At 65.1% G+C, this 20,371-nt stretch carries 29 protein-coding genes and 1 tRNA gene; 21 read left to right on the forward strand and 9 right to left on the reverse strand.

Going from position 1 to position 20,371, the window contains the following annotated elements; all coding sequences use genetic code 11:
* The first annotated feature begins 30 nt into the window (after positions 1 to 30).
* The 21 genes from LY44_RS04415 to LY44_RS17570 all read left to right on the forward strand — a co-directional run bounded on the left by LY44_RS04415 (position 31) and on the right by LY44_RS17570 (position 12,682).
* Positions 31 to 1,377 (forward strand): tyrosine-type recombinase/integrase, encoded by a 1,347-nt coding sequence (locus tag LY44_RS04415; RefSeq protein WP_223230741.1) that lies wholly within the window; start codon positions 31 to 33, stop codon positions 1,375 to 1,377.
* A complete protein-coding gene (locus tag LY44_RS04420; protein WP_055208251.1) occupies positions 1,374 to 2,048 on the forward strand; it encodes a hypothetical protein in 675 nt (224 codons plus the stop codon). The genes LY44_RS04415 and LY44_RS04420 overlap by 4 nt, the downstream gene beginning before the upstream one ends.
* Positions 2,049 to 2,150: 102 nt before the next feature.
* Positions 2,151 to 2,336, forward strand: coding sequence for a helix-turn-helix transcriptional regulator (locus tag LY44_RS04425; protein WP_065118308.1), 186 nt, complete (start codon positions 2,151 to 2,153; stop codon positions 2,334 to 2,336).
* Positions 2,337 to 2,494: 158 nt separating this feature from the next.
* On the forward strand, positions 2,495 to 2,926 hold the full coding sequence (locus LY44_RS17555) for a helix-turn-helix domain-containing protein (protein ID WP_074553270.1): 432 nt from the start codon (positions 2,495 to 2,497) through the stop codon (positions 2,924 to 2,926).
* On the forward strand, positions 2,923 to 4,131 hold the full coding sequence (locus tag LY44_RS04435) for a helix-turn-helix domain-containing protein (protein WP_146707195.1): 1,209 nt from the start codon (positions 2,923 to 2,925) through the stop codon (positions 4,129 to 4,131). Before LY44_RS17555 ends, LY44_RS04435 begins: the two co-directional genes overlap by 4 nt.
* Complete coding sequence (locus tag LY44_RS04440) at positions 4,124 to 4,567, forward strand: hypothetical protein (protein WP_074553268.1); 444 nt, start codon at positions 4,124 to 4,126, stop codon at positions 4,565 to 4,567. The genes LY44_RS04435 and LY44_RS04440 overlap by 8 nt, the downstream gene beginning before the upstream one ends.
* Before the next feature lie 784 nt (positions 4,568 to 5,351).
* Positions 5,352 to 5,855 carry a hypothetical protein gene (locus tag LY44_RS04445; RefSeq protein ID WP_055208241.1) on the forward strand — a complete coding sequence of 168 codons (504 nt, stop codon included), beginning with the start codon at positions 5,352 to 5,354 and terminating at the stop codon, positions 5,853 to 5,855.
* Positions 5,855 to 6,376, forward strand: coding sequence for a hypothetical protein (locus tag LY44_RS04450; protein ID WP_055208239.1), 522 nt, complete (start codon positions 5,855 to 5,857; stop codon positions 6,374 to 6,376). Before LY44_RS04445 ends, LY44_RS04450 begins: the two co-directional genes overlap by 1 nt.
* A 370-nt stretch (positions 6,377 to 6,746) precedes the next feature.
* Positions 6,747 to 6,935 (forward strand): hypothetical protein, encoded by a 189-nt coding sequence (locus LY44_RS17560; protein ID WP_152970434.1) that lies wholly within the window; start codon positions 6,747 to 6,749, stop codon positions 6,933 to 6,935.
* Entirely contained in the window at positions 6,919 to 7,161 is a 243-nt protein-coding gene (locus LY44_RS04455) for a hypothetical protein (protein WP_055208237.1), read from the forward strand. Before LY44_RS17560 ends, LY44_RS04455 begins: the two co-directional genes overlap by 17 nt.
* Positions 7,162 to 7,172: 11 nt before the next feature.
* Positions 7,173 to 7,964, forward strand: a complete 792-nt coding sequence (locus tag LY44_RS04460; RefSeq protein WP_055208235.1) for a hypothetical protein — start codon at positions 7,173 to 7,175, stop codon at positions 7,962 to 7,964.
* Positions 7,965 to 7,966: 2 nt separating this feature from the next.
* Positions 7,967 to 8,467, forward strand: coding sequence for a hypothetical protein (locus LY44_RS04465; protein ID WP_055208233.1), 501 nt, complete (start codon positions 7,967 to 7,969; stop codon positions 8,465 to 8,467).
* Positions 8,460 to 8,951: a hypothetical protein gene (locus LY44_RS04470; protein ID WP_074553263.1), complete on the forward strand. Its 492-nt coding sequence runs from the start codon at positions 8,460 to 8,462 to the stop codon at positions 8,949 to 8,951. Before LY44_RS04465 ends, LY44_RS04470 begins: the two co-directional genes overlap by 8 nt.
* Positions 8,948 to 9,394: a hypothetical protein gene (locus LY44_RS04475; protein ID WP_055208229.1), complete on the forward strand. Its 447-nt coding sequence runs from the start codon at positions 8,948 to 8,950 to the stop codon at positions 9,392 to 9,394. The genes LY44_RS04470 and LY44_RS04475 overlap by 4 nt, the downstream gene beginning before the upstream one ends.
* A gap of 188 nt (positions 9,395 to 9,582) precedes the next feature.
* Complete coding sequence (locus tag LY44_RS04480; RefSeq protein WP_055208226.1) at positions 9,583 to 9,831, forward strand: type II toxin-antitoxin system Phd/YefM family antitoxin; 249 nt, start codon at positions 9,583 to 9,585, stop codon at positions 9,829 to 9,831.
* Positions 9,821 to 10,105 (forward strand): type II toxin-antitoxin system RelE family toxin, encoded by a 285-nt coding sequence (locus LY44_RS04485; protein ID WP_055208224.1) that lies wholly within the window; start codon positions 9,821 to 9,823, stop codon positions 10,103 to 10,105. Before LY44_RS04480 ends, LY44_RS04485 begins: the two co-directional genes overlap by 11 nt.
* A 12-nt stretch (positions 10,106 to 10,117) precedes the next feature.
* Positions 10,118 to 10,255 carry a hypothetical protein gene (locus LY44_RS17825; protein WP_160320005.1) on the forward strand — a complete coding sequence of 46 codons (138 nt, stop codon included), beginning with the start codon at positions 10,118 to 10,120 and terminating at the stop codon, positions 10,253 to 10,255.
* Positions 10,256 to 10,440: 185 nt separating this feature from the next.
* Complete coding sequence (locus tag LY44_RS18215) at positions 10,441 to 11,013, forward strand: hypothetical protein (protein ID WP_055208222.1); 573 nt, start codon at positions 10,441 to 10,443, stop codon at positions 11,011 to 11,013.
* A gap of 128 nt (positions 11,014 to 11,141) precedes the next feature.
* Entirely contained in the window at positions 11,142 to 11,780 is a 639-nt protein-coding gene (locus LY44_RS17565) for a hypothetical protein (RefSeq protein ID WP_139182403.1), read from the forward strand.
* Positions 11,729 to 12,292, forward strand: coding sequence for a Panacea domain-containing protein (locus tag LY44_RS04500; protein ID WP_055208219.1), 564 nt, complete (start codon positions 11,729 to 11,731; stop codon positions 12,290 to 12,292). Before LY44_RS17565 ends, LY44_RS04500 begins: the two co-directional genes overlap by 52 nt.
* A 6-nt stretch (positions 12,293 to 12,298) precedes the next feature.
* Complete coding sequence (locus LY44_RS17570) at positions 12,299 to 12,682, forward strand: hypothetical protein (RefSeq protein ID WP_146707197.1); 384 nt, start codon at positions 12,299 to 12,301, stop codon at positions 12,680 to 12,682.
* 129 nt (positions 12,683 to 12,811) lie between these two features.
* Here the strand turns inward: LY44_RS17570 and LY44_RS04505 are convergent, their stop codons facing one another.
* The 9 genes from LY44_RS04505 to sufB form a co-directional block, all read right to left on the reverse strand.
* Positions 12,812 to 13,441, reverse strand: a complete 630-nt coding sequence (locus tag LY44_RS04505; RefSeq protein ID WP_055208217.1) for an SOS response-associated peptidase — start codon at positions 13,439 to 13,441, stop codon at positions 12,812 to 12,814.
* A gap of 260 nt (positions 13,442 to 13,701) precedes the next feature.
* A tRNA-Arg gene (locus tag LY44_RS04510) sits at positions 13,702 to 13,778 on the reverse strand.
* A 73-nt stretch (positions 13,779 to 13,851) separates the two neighbouring features.
* Positions 13,852 to 15,072 carry a cysteine desulfurase gene (locus LY44_RS04515; protein WP_055208215.1) on the reverse strand — a complete coding sequence of 407 codons (1,221 nt, stop codon included), beginning with the start codon at positions 15,070 to 15,072 and terminating at the stop codon, positions 13,852 to 13,854.
* A gap of 9 nt (positions 15,073 to 15,081) precedes the next feature.
* The gene (locus LY44_RS04520; protein ID WP_055208214.1) at positions 15,082 to 15,672 is read right to left on the reverse strand and encodes a YIP1 family protein; all 591 of its coding nucleotides are present in this window, start codon (positions 15,670 to 15,672) and stop codon (positions 15,082 to 15,084) included.
* Entirely contained in the window at positions 15,669 to 16,157 is a 489-nt protein-coding gene (locus LY44_RS04525) for a hypothetical protein (protein WP_055208212.1), read from the reverse strand. Before LY44_RS04525 ends, LY44_RS04520 begins: the two co-directional genes overlap by 4 nt.
* 10 nt (positions 16,158 to 16,167) lie before the next feature.
* A complete protein-coding gene (locus LY44_RS04530) occupies positions 16,168 to 17,436 on the reverse strand; it encodes a SufB/SufD family protein (RefSeq protein WP_055208210.1) in 1,269 nt (422 codons plus the stop codon).
* The gene (gene sufC, locus LY44_RS04535) at positions 17,436 to 18,206 is read right to left on the reverse strand and encodes a Fe-S cluster assembly ATPase SufC (RefSeq protein WP_055208207.1); all 771 of its coding nucleotides are present in this window, start codon (positions 18,204 to 18,206) and stop codon (positions 17,436 to 17,438) included. The genes LY44_RS04530 and sufC overlap by 1 nt, the downstream gene beginning before the upstream one ends.
* 30 nt (positions 18,207 to 18,236) lie before the next feature.
* A complete protein-coding gene (locus tag LY44_RS04540) occupies positions 18,237 to 18,830 on the reverse strand; it encodes a class I SAM-dependent methyltransferase (protein ID WP_055208932.1) in 594 nt (197 codons plus the stop codon).
* A gap of 10 nt (positions 18,831 to 18,840) precedes the next feature.
* Positions 18,841 to 20,355: a Fe-S cluster assembly protein SufB gene (sufB, locus tag LY44_RS04545; protein ID WP_055208931.1), complete on the reverse strand. Its 1,515-nt coding sequence runs from the start codon at positions 20,353 to 20,355 to the stop codon at positions 18,841 to 18,843.
* Between the last annotated feature and the right edge of the window lie 16 nt (positions 20,356 to 20,371).

The following is a 20,371-nucleotide window of genomic DNA, read 5'->3' on the forward strand; positions in this document are numbered from 1 at the left end:
CAATCTGCTGACCAACTGACTGATTGGAGCATGGAACGCGCGATGCCAAAGATGGCGAAGGAACTCGGCCCCCTCGACATAAAGAGGGCGGCTCACCCTGGCACCCACGAACGGAACATCTGGGTGCAGGTCGGCGGCGTGTCCGGTCTCATTTTGCAAGTCTCTCCGGGGAACGCGAAGTCTTGGTTGCTGCGCACGCTGATCGGCGGCAAGCGGCGGGCCGTTGGCTTGGGCGCCTATCCCGAGGTCTCGTTGGCCGAGGCGCGCGACCGGGCGCGGCAGGCGAAGGCGAAGGTGCGGGACGGTATTGACCCGATCGAGGAACGGAAGGCGACCCGCGCCGCTCTGGCGGCGGCGCAGCGGCGCACATTGACCATGGCTGATGCGCTCGAAATGTGGATCGAGGCCAAGGGGGCGCAAATCGGAAACGAAAAGGCCATCAAATACTTGCGCAGCACTTTTGAGACGTATGCCGCCGCCGAAGTCGGCAGGATCGCCGTCTCGGAGATCGAGACGCGCGACATTCTCCGGGTGTTGCAACCGATCTGGCTGACGAAGACTGAAACTGCGCGAAAGCTGCGGATGCGATTTGAGGCGATCCTGAACTGGGCTGCCGTCGCGGGCCATCGCCCGCACGACGCCCCGAACCCGGCGCGGTGGAACGGCAATCTGGCCGAACTGCTGCCCCGCCCCGATGCGGTGGCCAAGGGCGCAAATCAACCGGCAATCGCACAGGCCGATCTGCCCGCGTGGTGGGCCGCCCTCGCGAAGCGCGGTGGCATGGGGGCGGCGGCCCTTCGCTTCGCCTGCCTGTGCGCGAGCCGCAGCGGCGAGGTGCGGGGCGCACGATGGGAGGAAATCGACCTAGAAGCTGGGCTGTGGATCGTCCCCGCCGACAGAATGAAGATGAAACGCGAACACCGCGTGGCGCGGTCGCCCGATGCGGTGGCCTTGCTCCGCGACCTGCCGCGTGCCGAGAGTGACCTAGTGTTTTGGGCACCGCGCGGCGGCGCCCTGTCCGACATGACCCTAAGCAAGGTAATGCGGGATATGCAAGCAGACGCCGAGCGCGCAGAGCAAAAGGCCGGTGAGCCGGTGGAGAAGGCCGGTTGGCGAGACCTCCGCACGGGCCGCCCTGCTGTGCCGCATGGGCTTCGCTCGTCGTTTCGAGACTGGGCCGCAGATCACGGCGTCGACCACACACTGGCCGAACTGGCTCTGGCCCATGATGTCGGTGACGCGACCGAACGGGCCTATCGTCGGACCGATCTTCTTGAGCGGCGGCGTCAGGTCATGTCTCAGTGGTCGGACTTTCTCCATGGGCGGGCTGCGGAAACCGTAGTGCCGTTCCCTGCCCCGCTGGCGGTGCGGTCATGACGGGCCTGCCACTCCAAGATCCCGCCCTGATCGCTGCGCTGATCGAGGCAGGAAAACGCACGGGGCGCGAACGGGCCGAAGCCCTTGCCCCCTTCTGGCTCCGCGTAGTTGCCGCAGATGACCGGCTGTCCCGGCTGCGCGATGACCCCGAGGCTCGCGGCCAGATCGAGGCCCTGCTTCTCCAACTGCGCGACGACGCCGAGGCGAACCCCTTTGTTCGCGAGTGGTCACGCCCCGAGGTGGAGGCGCTGGCGGCACGGGTGCTGGCCCTGCGCGAAGAACTCGCCGTTCTGGTCGATGACGCCCGCTCGCTGGGCAGGGCCGCCACGGGCGGGCCACTGGACGGATACACGGCGGCCATGGCGTTCGCGCTGATCGACCTCTTCGACCGCCCCGAACTGGCCGCCGCCGAAACCGCAGCCGAGGCGCTGCTGGCCGCGCCCGGCAAGGCTGGCGGCCCGGGCGATTACACGGCGAACACGCGCCCCCGGCCAATTGCCGTTTTCGGCGCTGCGCTTGTTCCGCTGTTCCGCCGCGCAGGCATCCCCCTCGGCGGAAACGCAAACAGGGACAAGGCTTTCGCGGCCTTTCTTGATATGGCGCACGACTTTGCAACAGGTGGCCCGATCCCCGGTCGGAACGCCCTTCTGGCAGATCTGCGCCGCCTGTGATTTTCGCAACTTCCCGGCCCATCGGGGGAGTTACCGAAAGGTTTTGAGAGCCATCGAAATATGTTGAAATTGGTTGGCACCCCAACAAAACGAGGTGCAACGATGTTCCTTTCCGACAAACAAACCGGTGAACGCTATAGCGTCAGCCGCGTGACCGTCTGGCGGTGGCGCAAGGCGGACCCGACCTTCCCCGCCCCTGTTCAGTTGTCCCCGGGGTGCGTCCGGTGGCGCCTTTCCGACTTGGAAGCCTGGGAGGCCGCCAAGGCCGCCGCGACTTCCGCCGCGTGAAAGCCGCCCCCCCCCAAATCTCCACCTTGCGCGGCAATCGGATCGGGCTATTATCTTCTCAAGCCGAAAGCCCACCCGGCCCGTGATTGACTGATTGGAGACATAGCGGCGTCACCAGTCACCCGGCAATGCGCCGGGCATCACGAAAGGGGGCATCCATGCCTTCATCGCAACGAAAAGGCCCCGAGAGCGCCCGCCAGCGCCCCGAGGCCATTCAACTCAAGATCACGGGAGAGGATACGGCGAAAGCCGTTCCTACACAAGCGGCAAGCCCGTTTGCGTGGTTGCAGGCGGTGGCGGAAGTCCACGGGGCGAGCCGCTTGACGCAGAGCGGCCTGAGGCCCGTCGATCTATACCTCGCCGTCTGGCTTGCGGGTCGCCTTGACCGCGTCACCATGACCGCCCGGGCCGGATCGGATGAATGGGCGGCGGCCTGCGGGGTTCATCCGCAAGGCGCCCGGGGCGCGATCAAGCGCCTGCGCGACGCCGGTCTGCTCCGCGTGGTTGGGCACGAAAAACACGAAGGGCCGGGGCGCCCTGCGAACATCTACGCCGCGACCGTGCCCGGCGCGGATGGGGGTGCGGAATGAACGCAACCGCAAATCACCTCTCGAACCCGAGGGGCCGCGATCCTTTCGCAATCGCGAAAGAGCGATACGTTCTCGATGTCGTGCGCCACGCACAGGGAGAGGCGGCGACGAAAGTCGCCATCGCCCTAGCCCTCAGCATTGCAAGCCGGAAAGAGTTCGAGGCTTCTGGTGCTTTGCTGGCATGGCCATCCATGCGGACGATTTCCGAGGCGACCGGGATTTTCAGGAGCCGGATCGAACGCGGCGTCAAGGCGCTTGAGGCTTCGGGGCATTTGACCGTCGAGCGGCCGGAAAAGCGCGGCGCGACGCATCACAACCGCTACATCTTGCAGATCCCGTATGGCCGCACGGATGCGGCCAATCCAGATGACGCAATTGGCCGCACGACTGTAGCCAATTCAGCCGATGAAATTGGCCGTGCCGATGCGGCCAATCGGGAACAGGGAATTGGCCGCACAGCTGGGGCCAATATTGGCCGCACCGATGCGGACGCAATGGCCGCACCGGTAGGGCCAAACCTTACTGAGAACCCGCCTGACGGCGCGGGGGCGTCAACGCCCCCAGCGCCCGACACGCCGGAGGACGGCGCGGTTTGTGATGTAGAGGCTCAAGATCAAGACGCGAATGCGGCCACAAGCGCGGGCGCGGTCGAACGCGCCCGCTTGACCAGCGGCGTTTCTTCCTTGGCAGATCGGGCGCGTGAGGCTCAAACGCTGATCCCCGTGACCGCCGTTGATTGTGGCGATGATCCTGCGGCGCTCCACTTCAAGGATGGGGTCGATGTTTCGCTCGATGAATTCGACCGGTTGCACGCGCAGGCGCGCGAGGCGCTGGCGCGGCAAGACGCGGCGCGGGCGCTTGGTGATGCGCTGGAACTTCTCGACAATGAGGCTGATGAACTCGCGCCCGAGGTATTGAACGGGCTCGTTCAGAGTGACGCGGAAGCGCGCGCCGCAATCGCCGCCGCAGTAGTGGACGCCGTTGACGGCGCCGCCGAGGGGCGCGAGGGGCGGTGGAAGATGGTTGTTCGGGCCGTGCGGCGGGTGATCACCACCGAGTATTCGGGAGAACGCGGCATCGCTTGTGCCGACGCCGCCGAGGCGGTGTTGCGCGAGGCAACCCGACCGATTTTCCGTGAGCGTGACGCGGCCCGCAAGGCCGCGAAGGTCAAAGCCGAAGTCGTGGAGGAAAGCCAAAATGTCTGAACTTGTCGTTCTCGACGTCACCGTCTCACGCATTTTGGGCGGCTTGAACGCCTATCTGACCGCAAAGCGCCTCGCGCGCTTCCTCGACGCTGGGGACCGCGACGGTGCGACGGCGGAATGGCGCCGCCGCCGCGCCGAGGCCGAGCGGCAGATTTCCTCGAAGGTCGGGGTGCCCGAGCCGATCCGCGCCGAGGTGCTGCGCCGCTACTGCGGCGCCGTCCGGGAAGAGATCGTCAAGCTGCGCGGCAGCGCTGCAATAGGCATCGAGAACCGGACGAAATCCGACGATGGCCGCCCCGTCGCGAAAATCCTCGCGTTTCCGACCCGGACCGATCCGTTGCCGGTCCCATCTTTTGCCGCGTGGAACGGCCCGACGAACGACCCGGACGAGTGGGCGCGCTGGTCGGCGCGCGAGATGTTTGGCGGTGACGCATGAGCGGCACGGCCCCTGAAACCCGCCGCCGGTTCGCGCGGGTGCGGGGCGTCGTGATTGAATTTCCGGTGGCGCCCCGCCCGAAAGTCGCCCAGGGCGAACCGGCGCCGCCCCTTTTGCCGCCCGGTGGGCCTACGTTCTATATAGCGAGCGAAGATCTGCCGCCGCCGCCGTCGCGGCCGTGGTATCGACGCCCGCCGCCGATCTGGCAAACCGATAGCCGTACGTTTTGCATGGATGATCCGGGGCGGTTGCGGTTTGCACCGATGGCCGACACCGGCAGCGCATTCTTGGCACTTTGCGAGGACGGCGCAGCCTCGCCGAGACGCGAAAGCCGAGAGGCTGCAGCGCTTGCTTCGCAACTGGGTCGAACACGACCAAGGACGGCGATATGACCTCGCTACCGCGCTGGGGCTGAAACGTTCGGGTAACTCGCTCCGGGATATCGACGCTCGCGCGGAAATTGCCGTGTATCTGGTCGCGGTTGCCAGAACTGCCCCGGTTTCGGCACTGCCGCCGCCGCAGGCGGCAGAGACCCTGCGCAGGGCGTTCGAGCGGTGGTGCGCGGCAGTCTGGCCACTCTACTCTGAACGCCCTACTGCCCCCACCATCGGTCAACCCGGCGAAAGTTTTTGGCGCATTTGCGCGTATCGCCTCGCCCGGCCGTTGCCGAACGAGGCTCGCATAGCCGCGTTAATCGCCGCGGATCGTCAGTCAGAAATTTCAACTTCCGACTGTTAAGATCGAAGCGTCGGGGGCACCTTTCGATGAAGAAAAGGAGCCTCCGATGACCCCCATCGAAAGAAAATATTCGGAACTTGGCGCGCAGTTGCATGGGCGGGCGCCGATCCCCACCAGCGTGCCCTTGCCGCCCCCGACGATCCCGAAACCGGCGGTTCCGACCGCGCAGATGACGGTTCAGGGCATCGACCTTGCCCCCGCCGCCCGCCTTGGCGCTCTGGCCGCAGTGCGTGATCAGCACCGGGCGCGCGCCAGGATGGCCTCCGACAAAATGCACGCCATCCGCGAGCAAATTTCCGAGCGCGAACTGCGCATCAAGCTGGTCGCGGAACGTGCAACCCCCGGCTTCGAAATCGAAGTCGAAGCGCAAGTGGCTGTTTTGGAATCAGAAATTTCGCAGCTTCGCGCCGCGCAGATGACCGCGCAGGCCGAGGCGGCCGAGGCTGGCGAAGCCGCTGGCGAAGCCGACCGGCTGTTCAAGTCCGCCCTCAAATTCTGCGACGAACGCGGCATCACCGTTTCGGTTATTTTTGCTGGGGAGCGCCGCTGATGTTCGCGCAGAAGTCGAAAAAACCCATGTCTGTCAATGACCTGCTCGGCACTGTCGATGCGATGCGCGACCAGATCGCAGCCCTTCGCGAAGATCGCACCCAAGTCGAAAATGCGCCCCGCCCGCTGGCCGAGGTCATGGGCGACCTCGATGATCACCTCGACTTCCTATCGACGGCTTCCGTCGATGCGCCGGGGCTCCACGGCCTGCGGGCACGCGGTGTCCCCGTTGAACTGAAGGCATCTGCGCCGATCACGCTTGGCCTCTTGGTCGCCGTGGCGCGCGAACCCCTTCGCCGCATCCTCGAAGAGCAACTGGGCGACCTCGAAGCCGCCCGCCCGGGCATGGCCGAGGCCGACCGGCAAGCCCGGCTGGCCGAACTGGATGGCCAGATCCTGCGGGCCGAGATGGCCGAAGAAGGCGCGATCCGCGGTCTGGAAGGTCTGGGCGTCAGCATTCAGCGGCGGGCTGACCTGAACCCGCTGGTCGCGCTGGCTGCCGATCAGGCCCTCGCGGGGTAACGGAATGCACGACATGGCGCCCGGTCTGGCCTCCTACCGACCCCGCTTTGTCGTGAAGACGTGCGCTGGGGTTGGCGCGCGCACGGCCCGGGTGCCCCTGCGCCCGGGCCATCACCCACACCGCCCACCGAAAGAGCCATCAGGAAGGCCGCGGGCGCACCTCTTGCGCGATGGCTATGCACCTAGAGGGCAAGGCGGGAGAGCCGCCCACGGCCCGCTGCGTGGCGCTGCTGGGCACCCCGCCCCCCCCTTAGGGACCGTATCCGGCCCCCCCGGCGCACGCGGCACTTCGGTGGCCCGGGTTTTCACCGATTTTCAGACCCCAGAATTTGCATTTTGGTTTGGTTTGCAACCACGAAATGAGGACGAAATGAACGAAAAACCCCAACAAAATAGGGCGATTGCCGAAAATCTGGACCCGCGCGCCCTTCGCGCCGCGCTGCAGGACAGGCAGGCGTCCCGTCCCGGTCTGGCCCAACTGCTCGACCGCGCCGCCGCGCAGATCCGGCCTGCCGGAGAGGCGCCGACCGGGAGTGAAGTGGATGATCGTGATGACTGAATTGCATGACTCCGCCCGGCAGTTCGTGGGTTTCGGCCATCCGCGCGAGGCGTTGAAGTTGTTAGCGACCGCGTCGCTGACAATTTCGAACGTGGCGCTGGTGCGCCAGTTTCTCGCGGCGTGGCCGCAATTTCAGTCGGTCAAACACGCCGTCACGTTCCGCGCCGTCGCCACTGCACGCACCGAGGCGGTAGAAGCCCTCACCGCCGCGCGCATCGAGAAATGAAAGGACTAGAAATGACCCCGGAAGCCATCAAGCAAGAAGCCGCGCGCCGTGCCATGAACGAACCTGGCCTTTCCGCGTCCCAAAGGAAGGCTTTCGCCGCCAAGGTGGAGGCCGATCTGCGCGCCGAGGCCGATGCCGCCGCGCAGGCGCAGTCCGCCGCCGCCGAGAAGGCCGAGGCCAGCGCCGAACGGGCGAGGGTGTCGGGCGTGATCCGTGTTGGTGCCGATCTTGGCCGCGCCCGGCAGGCCGCCCGTCTTGCGCTGACCACGGCACTTGACGCCTCTGGGGCGAAGGCGCTGCTCTCGACCCTGCCGACCGACATGCAGGCCACGCCAGAGGCGCTGGCGATCCCATCTGAAATCGGCAACTTCGGCACCGTCGCCACGCAGGTCGAGCGGCGCCGCATCGCCTCAATCCTTGGCCACGAGGCAGCCGGTGGCAGGTTCCAGACCGCCACCGCCCTTGCCTTTTCGACCGGCCTCGACGTGACGCAGGCCGTGGCCGCGCTGCTGGCCGTGCCACGGCAGGAAGCGCAGCACTACCAGAGCCTCGAACAGCGCAGCCGCGACGCGGGCGAATTCGGCGCGGACCTTTCGGGTGGTGCGGGCCGGTCGCAGGGTGAACGCACCACGGCCATGTGGAGCAAAGCAGTCGCAGCCGCGAACGCCAGCATCGGCGCGGCCCCCGCGCCCGCCACCGACACGCCCCCCGCGAACCCGTTCATGAATGACGCGGAACGCGCCGCCCTGAGCGGCGCTGCCGGGCTGGCCGGTGCGGCGCTGGCCGATCTGGGGCGGGGGTGATCATGGCCGCGCCCGCCGATTTGCCGCCCGATGCGATCACCACCGAGGCCGCTGCGCGTCTGCTCGGCCTCGGGCAAGAACGGGTGCGGCAACTCACCAAAGCCGGGTATGTGCCGCGCATCGCACGTGGCCACACGACCATCGGGGGGGCCATTCAAGGCTATATCCGTTTTCTGAAATCCGAGGCCCGGAAAACCCCAGCCTCAACCGCCGCCAGCCGGTCGCACGATGCAAAGGCGGCGCTGATCGCCGCCTCGACGGCCCGGAGAAAGGCCGAAATGATCGACCTGAGTGAAGCCGAGGCAGTCGTCACCCGGATCGCCCGCACCTCCTGCACCCGCCTGCGCCGCGTTCCGGTTGGGGCCAAGCTGACCGGCCAGACGAGAACCACCCTCGCCACCGAGATCGCCGAAGCGGTCAAGGCTATCGAAGCTGCCCGCGACCGTGCGCTGGCGGCGCTGACGACCGGCGATCTTCGTGACCTCGGGGGTGGCGATGACTGACGCGCCCCTTCCGCGATCCGTCGCCCGCCTGATGGCGCAGGTCATGCCGTTTGAAATTGCGGCGCGCGAACTGCGCGCGCCCGCCTCGGTGATCCGTCAGGCCTCGGGCGCCAATGGGCGCATTGCCTTCTCTGATGCCGTCGCTGCCGCAGTCACTTTCTACCGCGCCAAGATCAGCGACGACGCTTTCGAACGTGCGCTGCGTCCGACCCGGCCCGGCCCCCGCCCTGGACAATACGGCCCGCCGCCTGAGCGCCTGCGCCTGCGTCGTGACGCTGCCTGCGCCGCCCAGCACCTCGCCACCGAGATCGAAGCTCAAACCCACCGCCTTTCCGCCGTGGCCCGCGCCCAAGCCCCGGAAGGCCCCGCCGATGCCCGCCGTGTCGCCAGGCTGGGCCAAGACCTTGAAGGGCTGGCAGCGGCCCTCGCGAAGCGTAACTCCCGCGCCCTCCGGGGCCTCGGACCCAAGGAGATCAAGGGATGACCACCCCCAAGCCGACCGCCACCATCACACTTGCCGGACTTCGCAGGCTGACCGGGGCCGAGGCGGGCGAGTTGGAAAGCATGATCGCGGCGGGCACGCTGCCAGCTCTCGACGGCGACCGGCTGCCAATGGTCGAAGCGGTTCAAGCCTTCTTGCATCATCTCAGGGATACCGCCCGCACCGCCAGCGCCAGCGCGGCGATGGCCCGCGCCCGTGATGCCAGAGCCGAGGCATCCGAACTCGCCCTGGCGATTTCCCGCCGTGACCTTGTGCCGGATGCAGAGGCCGAAACCGCCGCCGATTACGTCTGCGGCGTGATCGTGGACCGGGTTGGCGGCATGCCTGCCCGCGTCACCCGCGATCTTCGCGACCGGCGCCGGATCGAGGAAACCCTGCGGGCGGCGCAGGAGGGCATCGCGGCTGATCTGGCCTCCGACACCTGATCGGTGGGGCGGTGGCTTGGGACAGGGGCGGCATCGTGCCGCCCCGTTTCGTTTCCGGCGCGGGCACGGGATGGCGTTTGCAATTCGAGAGACTTCTGCCCTCAGCGATACGCCGCGTTATTGAATGATACGCTTTTCAGTGCTATTTGAAGCACTCTGGAAGGCACCTCTTTTCGGCGGTGGAAAGCATGGCGAACGTAATTCATGCCGGGGTGACGGCGAGTGTCACCGAACTCAAGCGCGACCCGATGGGCACGATGGCCGCCGGGCAAGGTGCTGCGGTGGCGATCCTGAACCGCAATCAGCCCGCGTTCTACTGCGTGCCTGCGGCGGAATATGAGGCAATGGTCGAGCGCCTGGAAGATGCCGAACTGAATGCGCTGGCCGATGCCCGCGCGGGCGGCCCCTTCGTGCGCGTGTCGCTGGATGACCTATAGTCTTGAGTTTCACGAAAGCGCCCTGAAGGAATGGAAGGCGCTTGGGGCATCGGTGCGCGAGCAATTCAAGAAGAAGCTGGCCGAGCGGCTGGAAAGCCCTCATGTGCCCGCGTCACGGCTGCATGGCGCGCAGAACCGTTACAAGATCAAGCTGCGGGCCTCCGGGCATCGCCTTGTCTATGAGGTGCGGGATGCGCAGATCGTGGTGGCGGTGATCGCGGTGGGCAAACGGGAACGCAACGCGGTGTATCGGGCCGCAGCCAAGCGCCAGTAGACGGGGGCAGGAATGATCCGCGACACGATGACCGGCCCGGGGGCGGATGACGAGGCGACGGGTTCGCAGATCGCGCAGGCCCGGCCCTTCGCGGAGGCTTTCCCGGCGCTGGCCGAGGCGATGCGCAAGGCTTCCGGCCTAACCGCCTGATAGATGGTCGGATCGACGGAGGGGCCCATTTCTGGCCCACTGACGCGCCTCTTGCCCTGATGGCCGAGAGAGGTAGCGGGAACCCGAAGATGCGCACCACGCGCGAGCCTATGGCCGCTGCGGCCTTTCCCTGCCCTTGAGCGGGTGCCATCTTGTCGCATCCCCATAGCAGGAGGCAGCCGCCCATGAACGCCCGAGCAACCGTGCGCAATCCCGAAATGGCCGCGCTCTTGGAGCAATACAGCGCCCGCTTCAATGCGCGCCGTGCCGAGGCCTATGCAGCCGCGAACGCCGCCCCCGAGCAATGGACCCCGAAGGCGGTGGGGGAAACCATGATCGAGGCCCTGCGCTGGGCGCAATGGGCGGCTGGCCGGGTCGGGTCGGGCGGCATCAAGACAGTGGCGCTGCCCTTCGTCGTGACGTTGGACGAACACCTTGCGAATGGCTGGGGCCTGCCAGAAACCGCGGGCGACGACGAACCGGACCCCCGGCGGCTGCGGGTGATGCCCTCGCCCGTACAGGTGGCCCGCCATGAAGCCGCCCTCGATTGGCCCCGGCAATACCTGCGCGACCATGAGGGCAGCGCCCGCATCCTCACCCTGTGGCTGCGCTGCAAGATCACCCGCAAGCCCTTCGATGCTGCCGTGAAGGCCCGGGGCACGATCAGCCGAACAACGGCCTATGCTCTACGCGACCGGGCGCTGTCCGTCATTTCGCAGGGGCTCGACCGCGACGGGGTGCCGCATCACCGGCCTTGACCTTGCAGAGGCGGGCGAGGGCCGCAATGGTTGCCTCAGGTGCCCTTGCTCCCCGAACCACCACCACGGCGACGGCACCGGGGGCGGCTTCATGGCCGCCCCTTCCCGTTCCCGGCATAGGCGCCCCCATGGCAGAGATCGCCGAGAACCTGCACCGCCGGGAACTGGGGGAGATCGAGCGCGCCGAACTGATGGCCAGGTGGGTCGAGATCACCGCCGCAAAGCAGGACGCCAAGGAAGCGGCAGCAAAGGCTCAGGCAGATCAATCGCGCCAAGTTGGCGCGATTGAAAGCAAGCGCGCCGATGGCAAGGGGCACCGTAAGCAAGGCGGCATCAAACAGGCCGCCCGTGAGATCGGCGTCCCTGAACAGACCGTTCGCCGCGCTGTGAAGATCGCTGCCCTCGCCCCCGAGGCGAAGAAGCTGGCGAAGCGCCTGAAGGCCCCGCAGGCAGTCTTGCTTGAGGCGGCGAAGCACGACGTTGCAGACGATCAAGTGGCGGTGATCCGTGGGCGGATGCAGGAGAGCGCCGTTAAGATCGCGGCGCTTTCGCCCGTGCTTGAGCATCCGCACTTCGGAAAAAAGGTTCGCTGGTCGCGAGTGGCCAAACTGTCGCAAGAAGTCACGATAACGATACCTTTCGTTGAGGAATCTGCGCGAGGATGCAATATTGGTCTTGCGCTTCGGGAACTTGCTTTCCGAGCAAGGGGAACGGAATGGCTTACAACGCACGCAAAGCAGCCCAAACAATCGCCTTCTTCGCTATGAAGAACGGCGAGCGTCCGCTTGAGGTCATCAAGGCTGTAAAGCTGGTCTATCTTGCCGATCGTGAAAGCATCCGCCGGTTTGGTTTTCCGATCCAAGACGAAAGCCGGGTTTCGATGCCGCATGGCCCCGTGAACTCTGAAACCTATTCGATGATCAACGGCGAATATGACACCGCAGCCTCCGGCTGGGCGGACTTCGTACGCGACCGCGAAGACAACAACCTTTCGTTGGCGCGCGACAATCTCACCGAAGACGACCTTGATGAATTGAGCGATGCCGACGTTGAAGTTCTGAATGCCGTCTGGGATCGCTTCGGCCACATGGGCAAATGGCAACTGCGCGACTGGACACATGTTCAGGCCAATGTGCCGGAATGGGAAAACCCCGGCCGGTCTTCTTGGCTCATTCCTCTCGAACGTATGATGGCTCACCTTGATGTTCAGAACGTCGAAGAGCAGGCAGCCGCCGTCCGCGACTTTGATCGCATCGACACTCTGTTCCGGGCGCTCTGAAACTTGATGGCCTATCGTCGCGCTGGAACCCTGCTTATTCCGTCAGGCCCCGCCGCCGATCTGGGCCGCCGTCATCTTCATGTTGTCTGCAACGACACCGATGAAGACGGCCTGAACTTGCTGGTTTCCGTGACCACTTGGACAAACAATCTGTGCGACCCGACCTGTCGGCTTGAGGCATACGAACACCCTTGGCTGACGCACTCTTCCTACATTCTCTATCGCAAGGCCGCGCTCCGCGAAGCCACGCAACTTGATGCAGGTATTGAGCAAGGTCTTTTCACCGTGCAAGAGCCGATGAACGGCCAAACCTTCCTTAGGATCAGGAATGGCGTCTGCGTATCACCGCAAACACCGCGCAAGATCAAGCGCTACTTCGGCTGCCTCTGAGCCGCTATCAGCTGGCCTCGGCATCCACCGCAACGAAGTCTGCAAGCCGCGCGACTAGATAGCGCCGATCTGGGAGAGCCCGCATGGTTCTCGCACCGGAGGACGTGCGAGATCTGCACCGCCCGCCCGTCATCCTTCCATCGCCTCGATCAACTCCGGCCCATCATCGCGCAGCCCGAACGGCGCAACCGGGTGATGCGCCAGCATCGCCCCGGCCCCGAGGCCCGCCACATCGTCGGTGCTGGCAAGCCACGCCTCGCGCTCGTCGGCATTCAGGATCACCGGCATCCGGTCATGCAGCCCGCCCATCGCCGCCGTCGCCGCCCTCGTCATGATCGTGCAGGTCAGGAGATCGCGCCAGCGGCTCGCCAGACCGGCCAGATACAGGTTCGCCTCGTTGCCCCCGGGCCGGAAGAAATGCGGCTGGCGGGCGCCCTTTGGCCCGCTCCATTCATAGAACCAGCCGACCGGGACAAGGCAGCGGCCATGCCGCCAGACCTGACGAAACGTCGGCTTGTCCCGCGCATCTTCAATCCGGGCATTGAAGGTTGCCGCCTTCCAGTCCCGAGCCTCTGCGCCGTCGAACCATGACGAAATGAGGCCCCAGCGCGCTTCCATAGCGATCAGCGGCGTCTTGGCGAGGATCGCCACCGTCTCGGTCGGCTTGACGTTAAACCGGCCGCCGAACGGGTCGAGCTTGATCTGCGACATGTCCACTTCGGTGTTGCGCAAATTGGGGTCGATGATCCGCCCGCACATGCCCGCCGCCTCCCTGCCGTCGCTGCGTCCGGTTCAGAATGCCCGATGGCGCGGCGCTTGTCGCGCCGCGCTGCGGCCCGGGATGCGAAAAGGATCTGGCCGCCCTGCACCCGTCAAATTCGTCGCGCTGATCGGGAGCCGCCGCAACATTCAGTAACGCGACGTTGCATTTCGTGGCTGCAGGATTGGCTAGAGCGTTGGCTAGCAAGGAAAACGGCGTTCCGTTTTTTCTTTTAATTTCAAACGCTTATAATGATAATTGGCGCACCCGACAGGATTCGAACCTGTGACCCCTGCCTTCGGAGGGCAGTACTCTATCCAGCTGAGCTACGGGTGCCGCGTGACCGGTTGATACTCGAAAGCTTTTCCGGCTGCAACCGCTTTGACCGGAATTTCTTGCGTCCCTTTGCTCAGGCCAGAAGCTCGTGGCAAAGTTCCAGCGCCGAGACCAGCGCATCGACTTCCTCGGTGGTGTTGTAAAGCCCGAAAGAGGCCCGCGCCGTGGCACTCAGCCCCAGATGCGCCATCAGCGGCATCGCGCAATGCGTCCCCGCCCGCACCGCCACGCCGCGCTTGTCGAGAATCGTCGAGATGTCATGCGCATGCGCCGGACCGTCGAGCGTCATCGAAAAGATCGCCCCCTTGTCCTTGGCGTTGCCCTGAATATGCAGCCAGTTCAAGCCCTTGAACTTCGCCTCGGCATAGGCGCGCAAGGCGGCCTCATGCGCGGCGACATTCTCCATGCCAAGGCGCATCAGGTAGTCGAGCGCGACGCCCAGGCCCACCTGCTGCACGATCCCGGGCGTGCCCGCCTCGAATTTCATCGGCGCGCTGTTGTAGGTGACGGCATCGCGGCTGACGGTGGCGATCATGTCGCCGCCGCCCAGAAAGGGGCGCATCTCCGCCATCCGCTCGCGGGTGATGTAGATCGCCCCCGAGCCGCTTGGCCCGTAAAGCTTGTGCCCGGTGATGGCGTAAAAATCGCAGCCCAGATCGGCGACATCGACCGGCGCATGCACCGCGCCCTGCGAGCCGTCGACCAGCACCGGCACGCCCTTTTCGCGCGCCCCCGCGCAGATCGTCTTCACGTCAACCGCGGTGCCCAGCACGTTCGACATCTGGGTGATCGCCACCAGTTTCGTGCGCGGCCCGATCGCTTCCAGCACCTTTTCCGCGGGCAGGCTGCCGTCGGGCTCGATCTCGACCCATTTCAGCACCACGCCCTGCCGTTCGCGCAGGAAATGCCAGGGCACGATATTGGCGTGATGCTCCATGATCGACAGCACGATCTCGTCGCCCGGCTGCAGCCGCGGCGCGGCCCAGGCGTAGGAAATCAGGTTGATCCCCTCGGTCGAGCCGGTGGTGAAGACGATCTCTTCCTCGGAACGCGCGCCCAGAAACCGGGCGATGATGCCGCGCACGGCTTCGTAGCGCTCGGTCGAAATATTCGAAAGGGTGTGCAAGCCCCTGTGAACGTTGGCATAATCCCGCGTGTACATCTGCGTCATCGCGTCGATCACGCAGGCGGGCTTTTGCGCCGAGGCGCCATTGTCGAGATAGACAAGCGGCCTGCCGTTCACCTGCCGCGACAGGATCGGGAAATCGGCGCGGATCCGTGCGACATCGTACATTCTGTCCCCTCAGCTTTCCGTCAAAAGCGCGGGGCTGAGCCCCGTCGCCAGAAGGCCCGAGCCGATCAGCATCGCCGAGCCGAAGAACACCACAAGCACCCCCGCCCCGGTCAGCAGCAGGTTTTCAAACCCGTGCAGCGCCGCGGTGAACAGCGTGATCAGCCACAAAAGCACCCCGAAAAGCGCCAGCGTCATCAGCACGCCGATGATCGGGAAAAGCAGCATCACCGCCGCCTGCACCAGCTGCGCGCCCAGCATGATCGCCTGAATCCAGACCATCAGCGCGAAAGCATCGCCAAACCGGCCCTGTCCGCCGAACTGACGCCCGAAGAAGGCCATCGCGAAGGCGGAATAAAGCAGCAAGGCGCCCTGAATCGCCGCCATCAGAAAGGGCGACACCGCCGGTCCCAGATCGATTCCGGTGATCAGGGAAAACAGGATCTCGCTGAGCAGCCCAAGCGCGGCGCCAACTGCGATCACCGCGCCAAAGGCCAGCCAGCGCGCCGCCGGACGGTCCAGAAGACGCGTCACCCGGACCGAAGCCGCGATCGGATCGGTGAAGCTCAGACGCACCAGCTGCAGATAAAGCGCAAGGGTCATGTCCGGCCCTCGAATTGTGTCACCCGCAGACCGGCGGCCCAGATCACCGCGAAAACCGCGAAGACAACGGCCGCGACCGCATTCGCCTGCGGCCCCGGCCCGATCATGCCCTGGGTCAGGCCTTGCAGCAGCATCAGCGGCGAGACCGCGAAGAGCGCCCAAAAAAGCGCCAGCCGGCCGCCGTAGCCATCGCCGCGACCGCGAAACAGCCGGGTGGCCTGGGTGACCAGAAAGGCCAGCGCGTAAAAGAACGGCGTCGTCGCCGCCAGCGCCAGCGCCGTGCCCAGAAACAGGCCCGGCATCGGCACATCCGGGGTCTGGAAATGCTGCCGCGCCAAAGCGGGCCACTGCGCCACGAACATCAGCAACAGCGCCGAGAACAGAAAGCTGAACAGCCGCGGCTCCGAGCGCATCCGCGCCAGATGCTCCCGGATCACGACGCGCGGGCGCCGGTAGCTGCGCAGGATGTCTTCGACCGCGGCCATGTCTCTCTCCTCAGTCCCTGTGCCGCGAAAGCCAGGTCTCCAGCCGCGCGACGATCTCTTCCTTCAGCCCCGCATCCTCGATCTCGTCGATGGCATCGGCGAGGAAGGACAGGACCAGCAAGCCCTTGGCCTCTTCCTCGGGGACGCCGCGCGAGCGCAGATAGAAAAGCGCGGTCTCGTCGATCGCCCCGGTGGTCGAGCCATGCGAGCATTTCACGTCATCGGCATAGATCTCGAGTTCGGGCTTGGCAAGGAACTGGCTGTCATCATCGAGCAGAAGCGACTGGCTGATCTGATAGCCGTCGGTCTTCTGCGCGCCGGGTTTGACCAGGATCTTGCCCTGAAACGTGCCGATCGCGCCGTGTTTCAGCACTTTCTTGAACACCTGACGGCTTTCGCAGCGCAGCCCCGCATGGGTGACGAAGACGGTGTCGTCATGCAGGAAAGCACCCGTCGCCCCGTCGCCAAGCGCGGCACCGGCGACATGGGCCACCGCATCATTGCCGATAATATCGATTACCGCTTCGTTACGGGTCAGCGCGCCATTCACAGTCACTGTAAAGCTTTTGAACAGCGCCTTTTCGGCGACCCGGGCGAAGACATGGGTGACAGCACGGCGTTCGCTGTCGGGGCCCTGCGCGCGGATGTGATGGAAGCGGGCGCCTGCGGCCAGATCGACCTCCATCACCTTGTTGAACCGCGCCCCGGCCGGTCCGGTTTCCAGAAGCGTCAGCTCCGCCCCCGGTTCCAGCTGCACAAGATGATGCAGGATCGGATCGGAAAGCTCTGATTTATGGACATAAATCAGATTGATCGGCTTTGCGGCCGCGGCCGTCACCCGGATCAGCACGCCATCCGTCGCCTGCGCCGTGTTCAGCGCGGCAAAGGGCCGTTTCACCGGATCCTGCCCCGCAGCTTCCAGCGTGCCGTAAAGCGCTTCGGCCCAGCCCGGGATCTTGTCGGCAATCCGCGCGATCTCGACCCCGGACAGCGCCAGATCATCCGAGGCCGCCGCATCGAAAACACCATCGACGAAGACAATCTTCAGCCGGTCAAGCGCATCGAAAAGCGGGGCCTCGTCCTCCGCGGCCGCTGTCGCCGGTGCAGGAGTGACCGCATTCAGCGCCGCCGGATCGGTCCAGCGCCAGTATTCGTCGCGCCGACCGGGCAGGCCCATCGCCGCTAGACGCGCCCGCGCCGCCGCCCGCGGCCCGGAAAGGCCCGGCCCGGCGGTCAATCCCGCCAGCCGCGCCGCAACCATTTCCTCTTTCGCCGCCATCACTTCGCCTCCGTCAGGCCATGCGCGGCGAGGATCTCGGCATAGCCGTTCTTCTCGACTTCCAGCGCCAGATCGGGGCCGCCGGTGTGCAGGATACGGCCATCGGCCATGATATGCACGACATCGGGCTGGATGTGATCCAGAAGCCGCTGATAGTGTGTGATCACAAGGAAGCTGCGCCCTTCCGACCGCAGCGCGTTCACGCCTTCGGAGACCAGCCGCATCGCATCGACATCAAGACCCGAATCGGTCTCGTCCAGAATGCACATCTTCGGTTCCAGCATCGCCATCTGCAGGATCTCGTTGCGCTTTTTCTCCCCGCCCGAGAAACCGACATTGACCGGACGCTTCAGCATCTCGGCGTCGATCTTCAGCGATTTCGCCTTGTCGCGCACCAGTTTCAGGAATTCGCCCGCCGAGAGTTCATCATCGCCCCGCGCCTTGCGCTGCGCATTCAGCGCCGTGCGCAGGAAGGTCATGTTGCCCACGCCCGGGATCTCGACCGGATATTGGAAGGCCAGGAACAGACCTGCCGACGCCCGCGCCTCGGGCTCCATGTCCAGCAACTCCTGCCCCTGCAGCTTCGCCGAACCCGCGGTGACGGTATAGCCCGGACGGCCAGCCAGCACATAGCTCATCGTCGATTTGCCGGAGCCGTTCGGCCCCATGATCGCATGCACCTTGCCCGTCTCGACCGTCAGGTTCATCCCCTTCAGAATGACCTTTTCGCCTTCTTCAAGTTTGACGTGCAGATTGTTGATTTCAAGCATTTTTTCGTCCTTGCGGTCAGCGGCGCCGGGTCAGTTCGGGCGCAGATAGGTGGAAAGGATGAGGCCAAGTTTCTCGGCCGGGATGGCGGTGGGGGTCAGCTGGAACTCGGCCATGCGCCCGATCCTGCGCACCGGCGGGCAGAAGCTTTCCATCAGGTGATAGCCCGGACGCAGCGTATAATCATCCCACAGCACCGTCACCGGCCGGGTGATGCGAAACAGCGTGGTCAGGAAACAGGCGGCGCGGAAGCGCCCGTCGATCAGCACCAGATCCGGGTGCACGAAATCGGGCCGGTCCCAGACCCCGATCGGATAAGAGGGCCATTGCCGGAACGCGGAAGTATCCTTCGGCGCGCCCCATTCCTTGGTCGGCCCGATATCGCCGTGATGCAGCACAAGCCGCGCTTTCGGCGGGTTGGCATCGAACCAGCTGCGCATCATCGCCAGCCAGTCGGCATCGCTTTCGACCGAGAACACGACCTTGCCGGGCATCTCGGCCGCCAGCGCCGTCGATCCGCCCGAGCCATATTCCAGGATCACCCCGGCCGCGGCATAGGCCGCCCCCAAAGCCTCGGCCTCGGCCTCGGGCAGGGTCAGTTTCGGCCGTTCGATCCGGGGGCGCATCGCCGCCACCTCAGCCCACCGAGCCTTCAAGGCTGATCGCGACCAGACTTTGCGCCTCCATCGCGAATTCCATCGGCAGCGCCTGGAGCACCTCGCGGCAGAAGCCGTTCACCACCAGCGCCACCGCTTCTTCCTCGCCGACGCCGCGGGCGCGGCAATAGAACAGCTGATCGTCATCGACCTTGGAGGTCGTCGCCTCGTGCTCGACCCGGCTCGAGTTGTTCTTCACCTCGATATAGGGCACGGTATGCGCCCCGCATTTGTCGCCGATCAGCAGGCTGTCGCATTGGGTGTAATTGCGCGAATTCTTCGCCCGCGGATGCATGCTGACCAGCCCGCGATAGGTGTTCTGCGCCTGCCCCGCCGAAATCCCCTTCGAGACGATGCGGCTTCGGGTGTTCTTGCCCAGATGCACCATCTTCGTGCCGGTATCGGCCTGCTGGTAATTGTTGGCGATGGCGATCGAATAGAACTCGCCCTGAGACTCGTCGCCGCGCAGGATGCAGGAGGGGTATTTCCAGGTGATCGCCGAGCCGGTCTCGACCTGCGTCCACATCACCTTCGCCCGCGCACCGCGGCAATCGGCCCGCTTGGTGACGAAGTTGTAGATGCCGCCCTTGCCCTCCTCGTCGCCGGGGAACCAGTTCTGCACCGTGGAATATTTCACCTCGGCATCTTCCAGGATGACGATTTCCACAACGGCCGCATGGAGTTGCGCGGTGTCGCGTTTCGGCGCGGTGCAGCCCTCAAGGTAGCTCACATAGGCGCCCTTGTCGCAGATGATCAACGTGCGTTCGAACTGCCCGGTGTTTTCCGCGTTGATCCGGAAATAGGTCGACAGCTCCATCGGGCAGCGCGTCCCCGGCGGCACATAGACAAAGGACCCGTCCGAGAAGACCGCGCAATTCAGCGTGGCAAAGAAATTGTCGGTCTGCGGCACGACGGTGCCCAGATATTGCTTCACCAGCTCGGGGTGCTCCTTGATCGCCTCGGAGATCGAGCAGAAGATCACCCCGGCCTCGGCCAGCTTTTCCTTGAAGGTCGTGCCGACGGACACCGAATCGAACACCGCATCCACCGCCACCTGCCGGTTCGACAGATCGATGTTTTCCGCCCCCTCGACCCCGGCCAGGATCAGCTGCTCCTTCAGCGGAATGCCGAGTTTTTCATAGGTGGCCAAAAGCTTCGGATCGACCTCGTCAAGCGATTTCGGCTTTTCCACCATGCTTTTCGGCCGGGCGTAATAATAAAGATCCTGATAGTCGATCTCGGGCAGTTTCAGCAGCGCCCAGTCCGGCATCTCCATTTCGACCCAGCGCCGATAGGCCTCCAGACGCCAGTCCAGCATCCAGTCCGGCTCGTCGTTCTTTGCCGAAATCAGCCGCACGATGTCTTCGGAAATGCCCTTGGGCGCATATTCCATCTCGATCTCGGTCTCCCACCCGTATTTGTAGGAGCCCATGTTCTGCACCGTCTCGACCGTCTCGCGGTCCACGCCTTCGCGGATTTCCTGTTCCTGCGTCATCGTCTTTTCCCCTTCC

This window comes from Rhodobacter capsulatus, assembly GCF_003254295.1.
GTDB classification, from domain to species: Bacteria; Pseudomonadota; Alphaproteobacteria; order Rhodobacterales; family Rhodobacteraceae; genus Rhodobacter; species Rhodobacter capsulatus.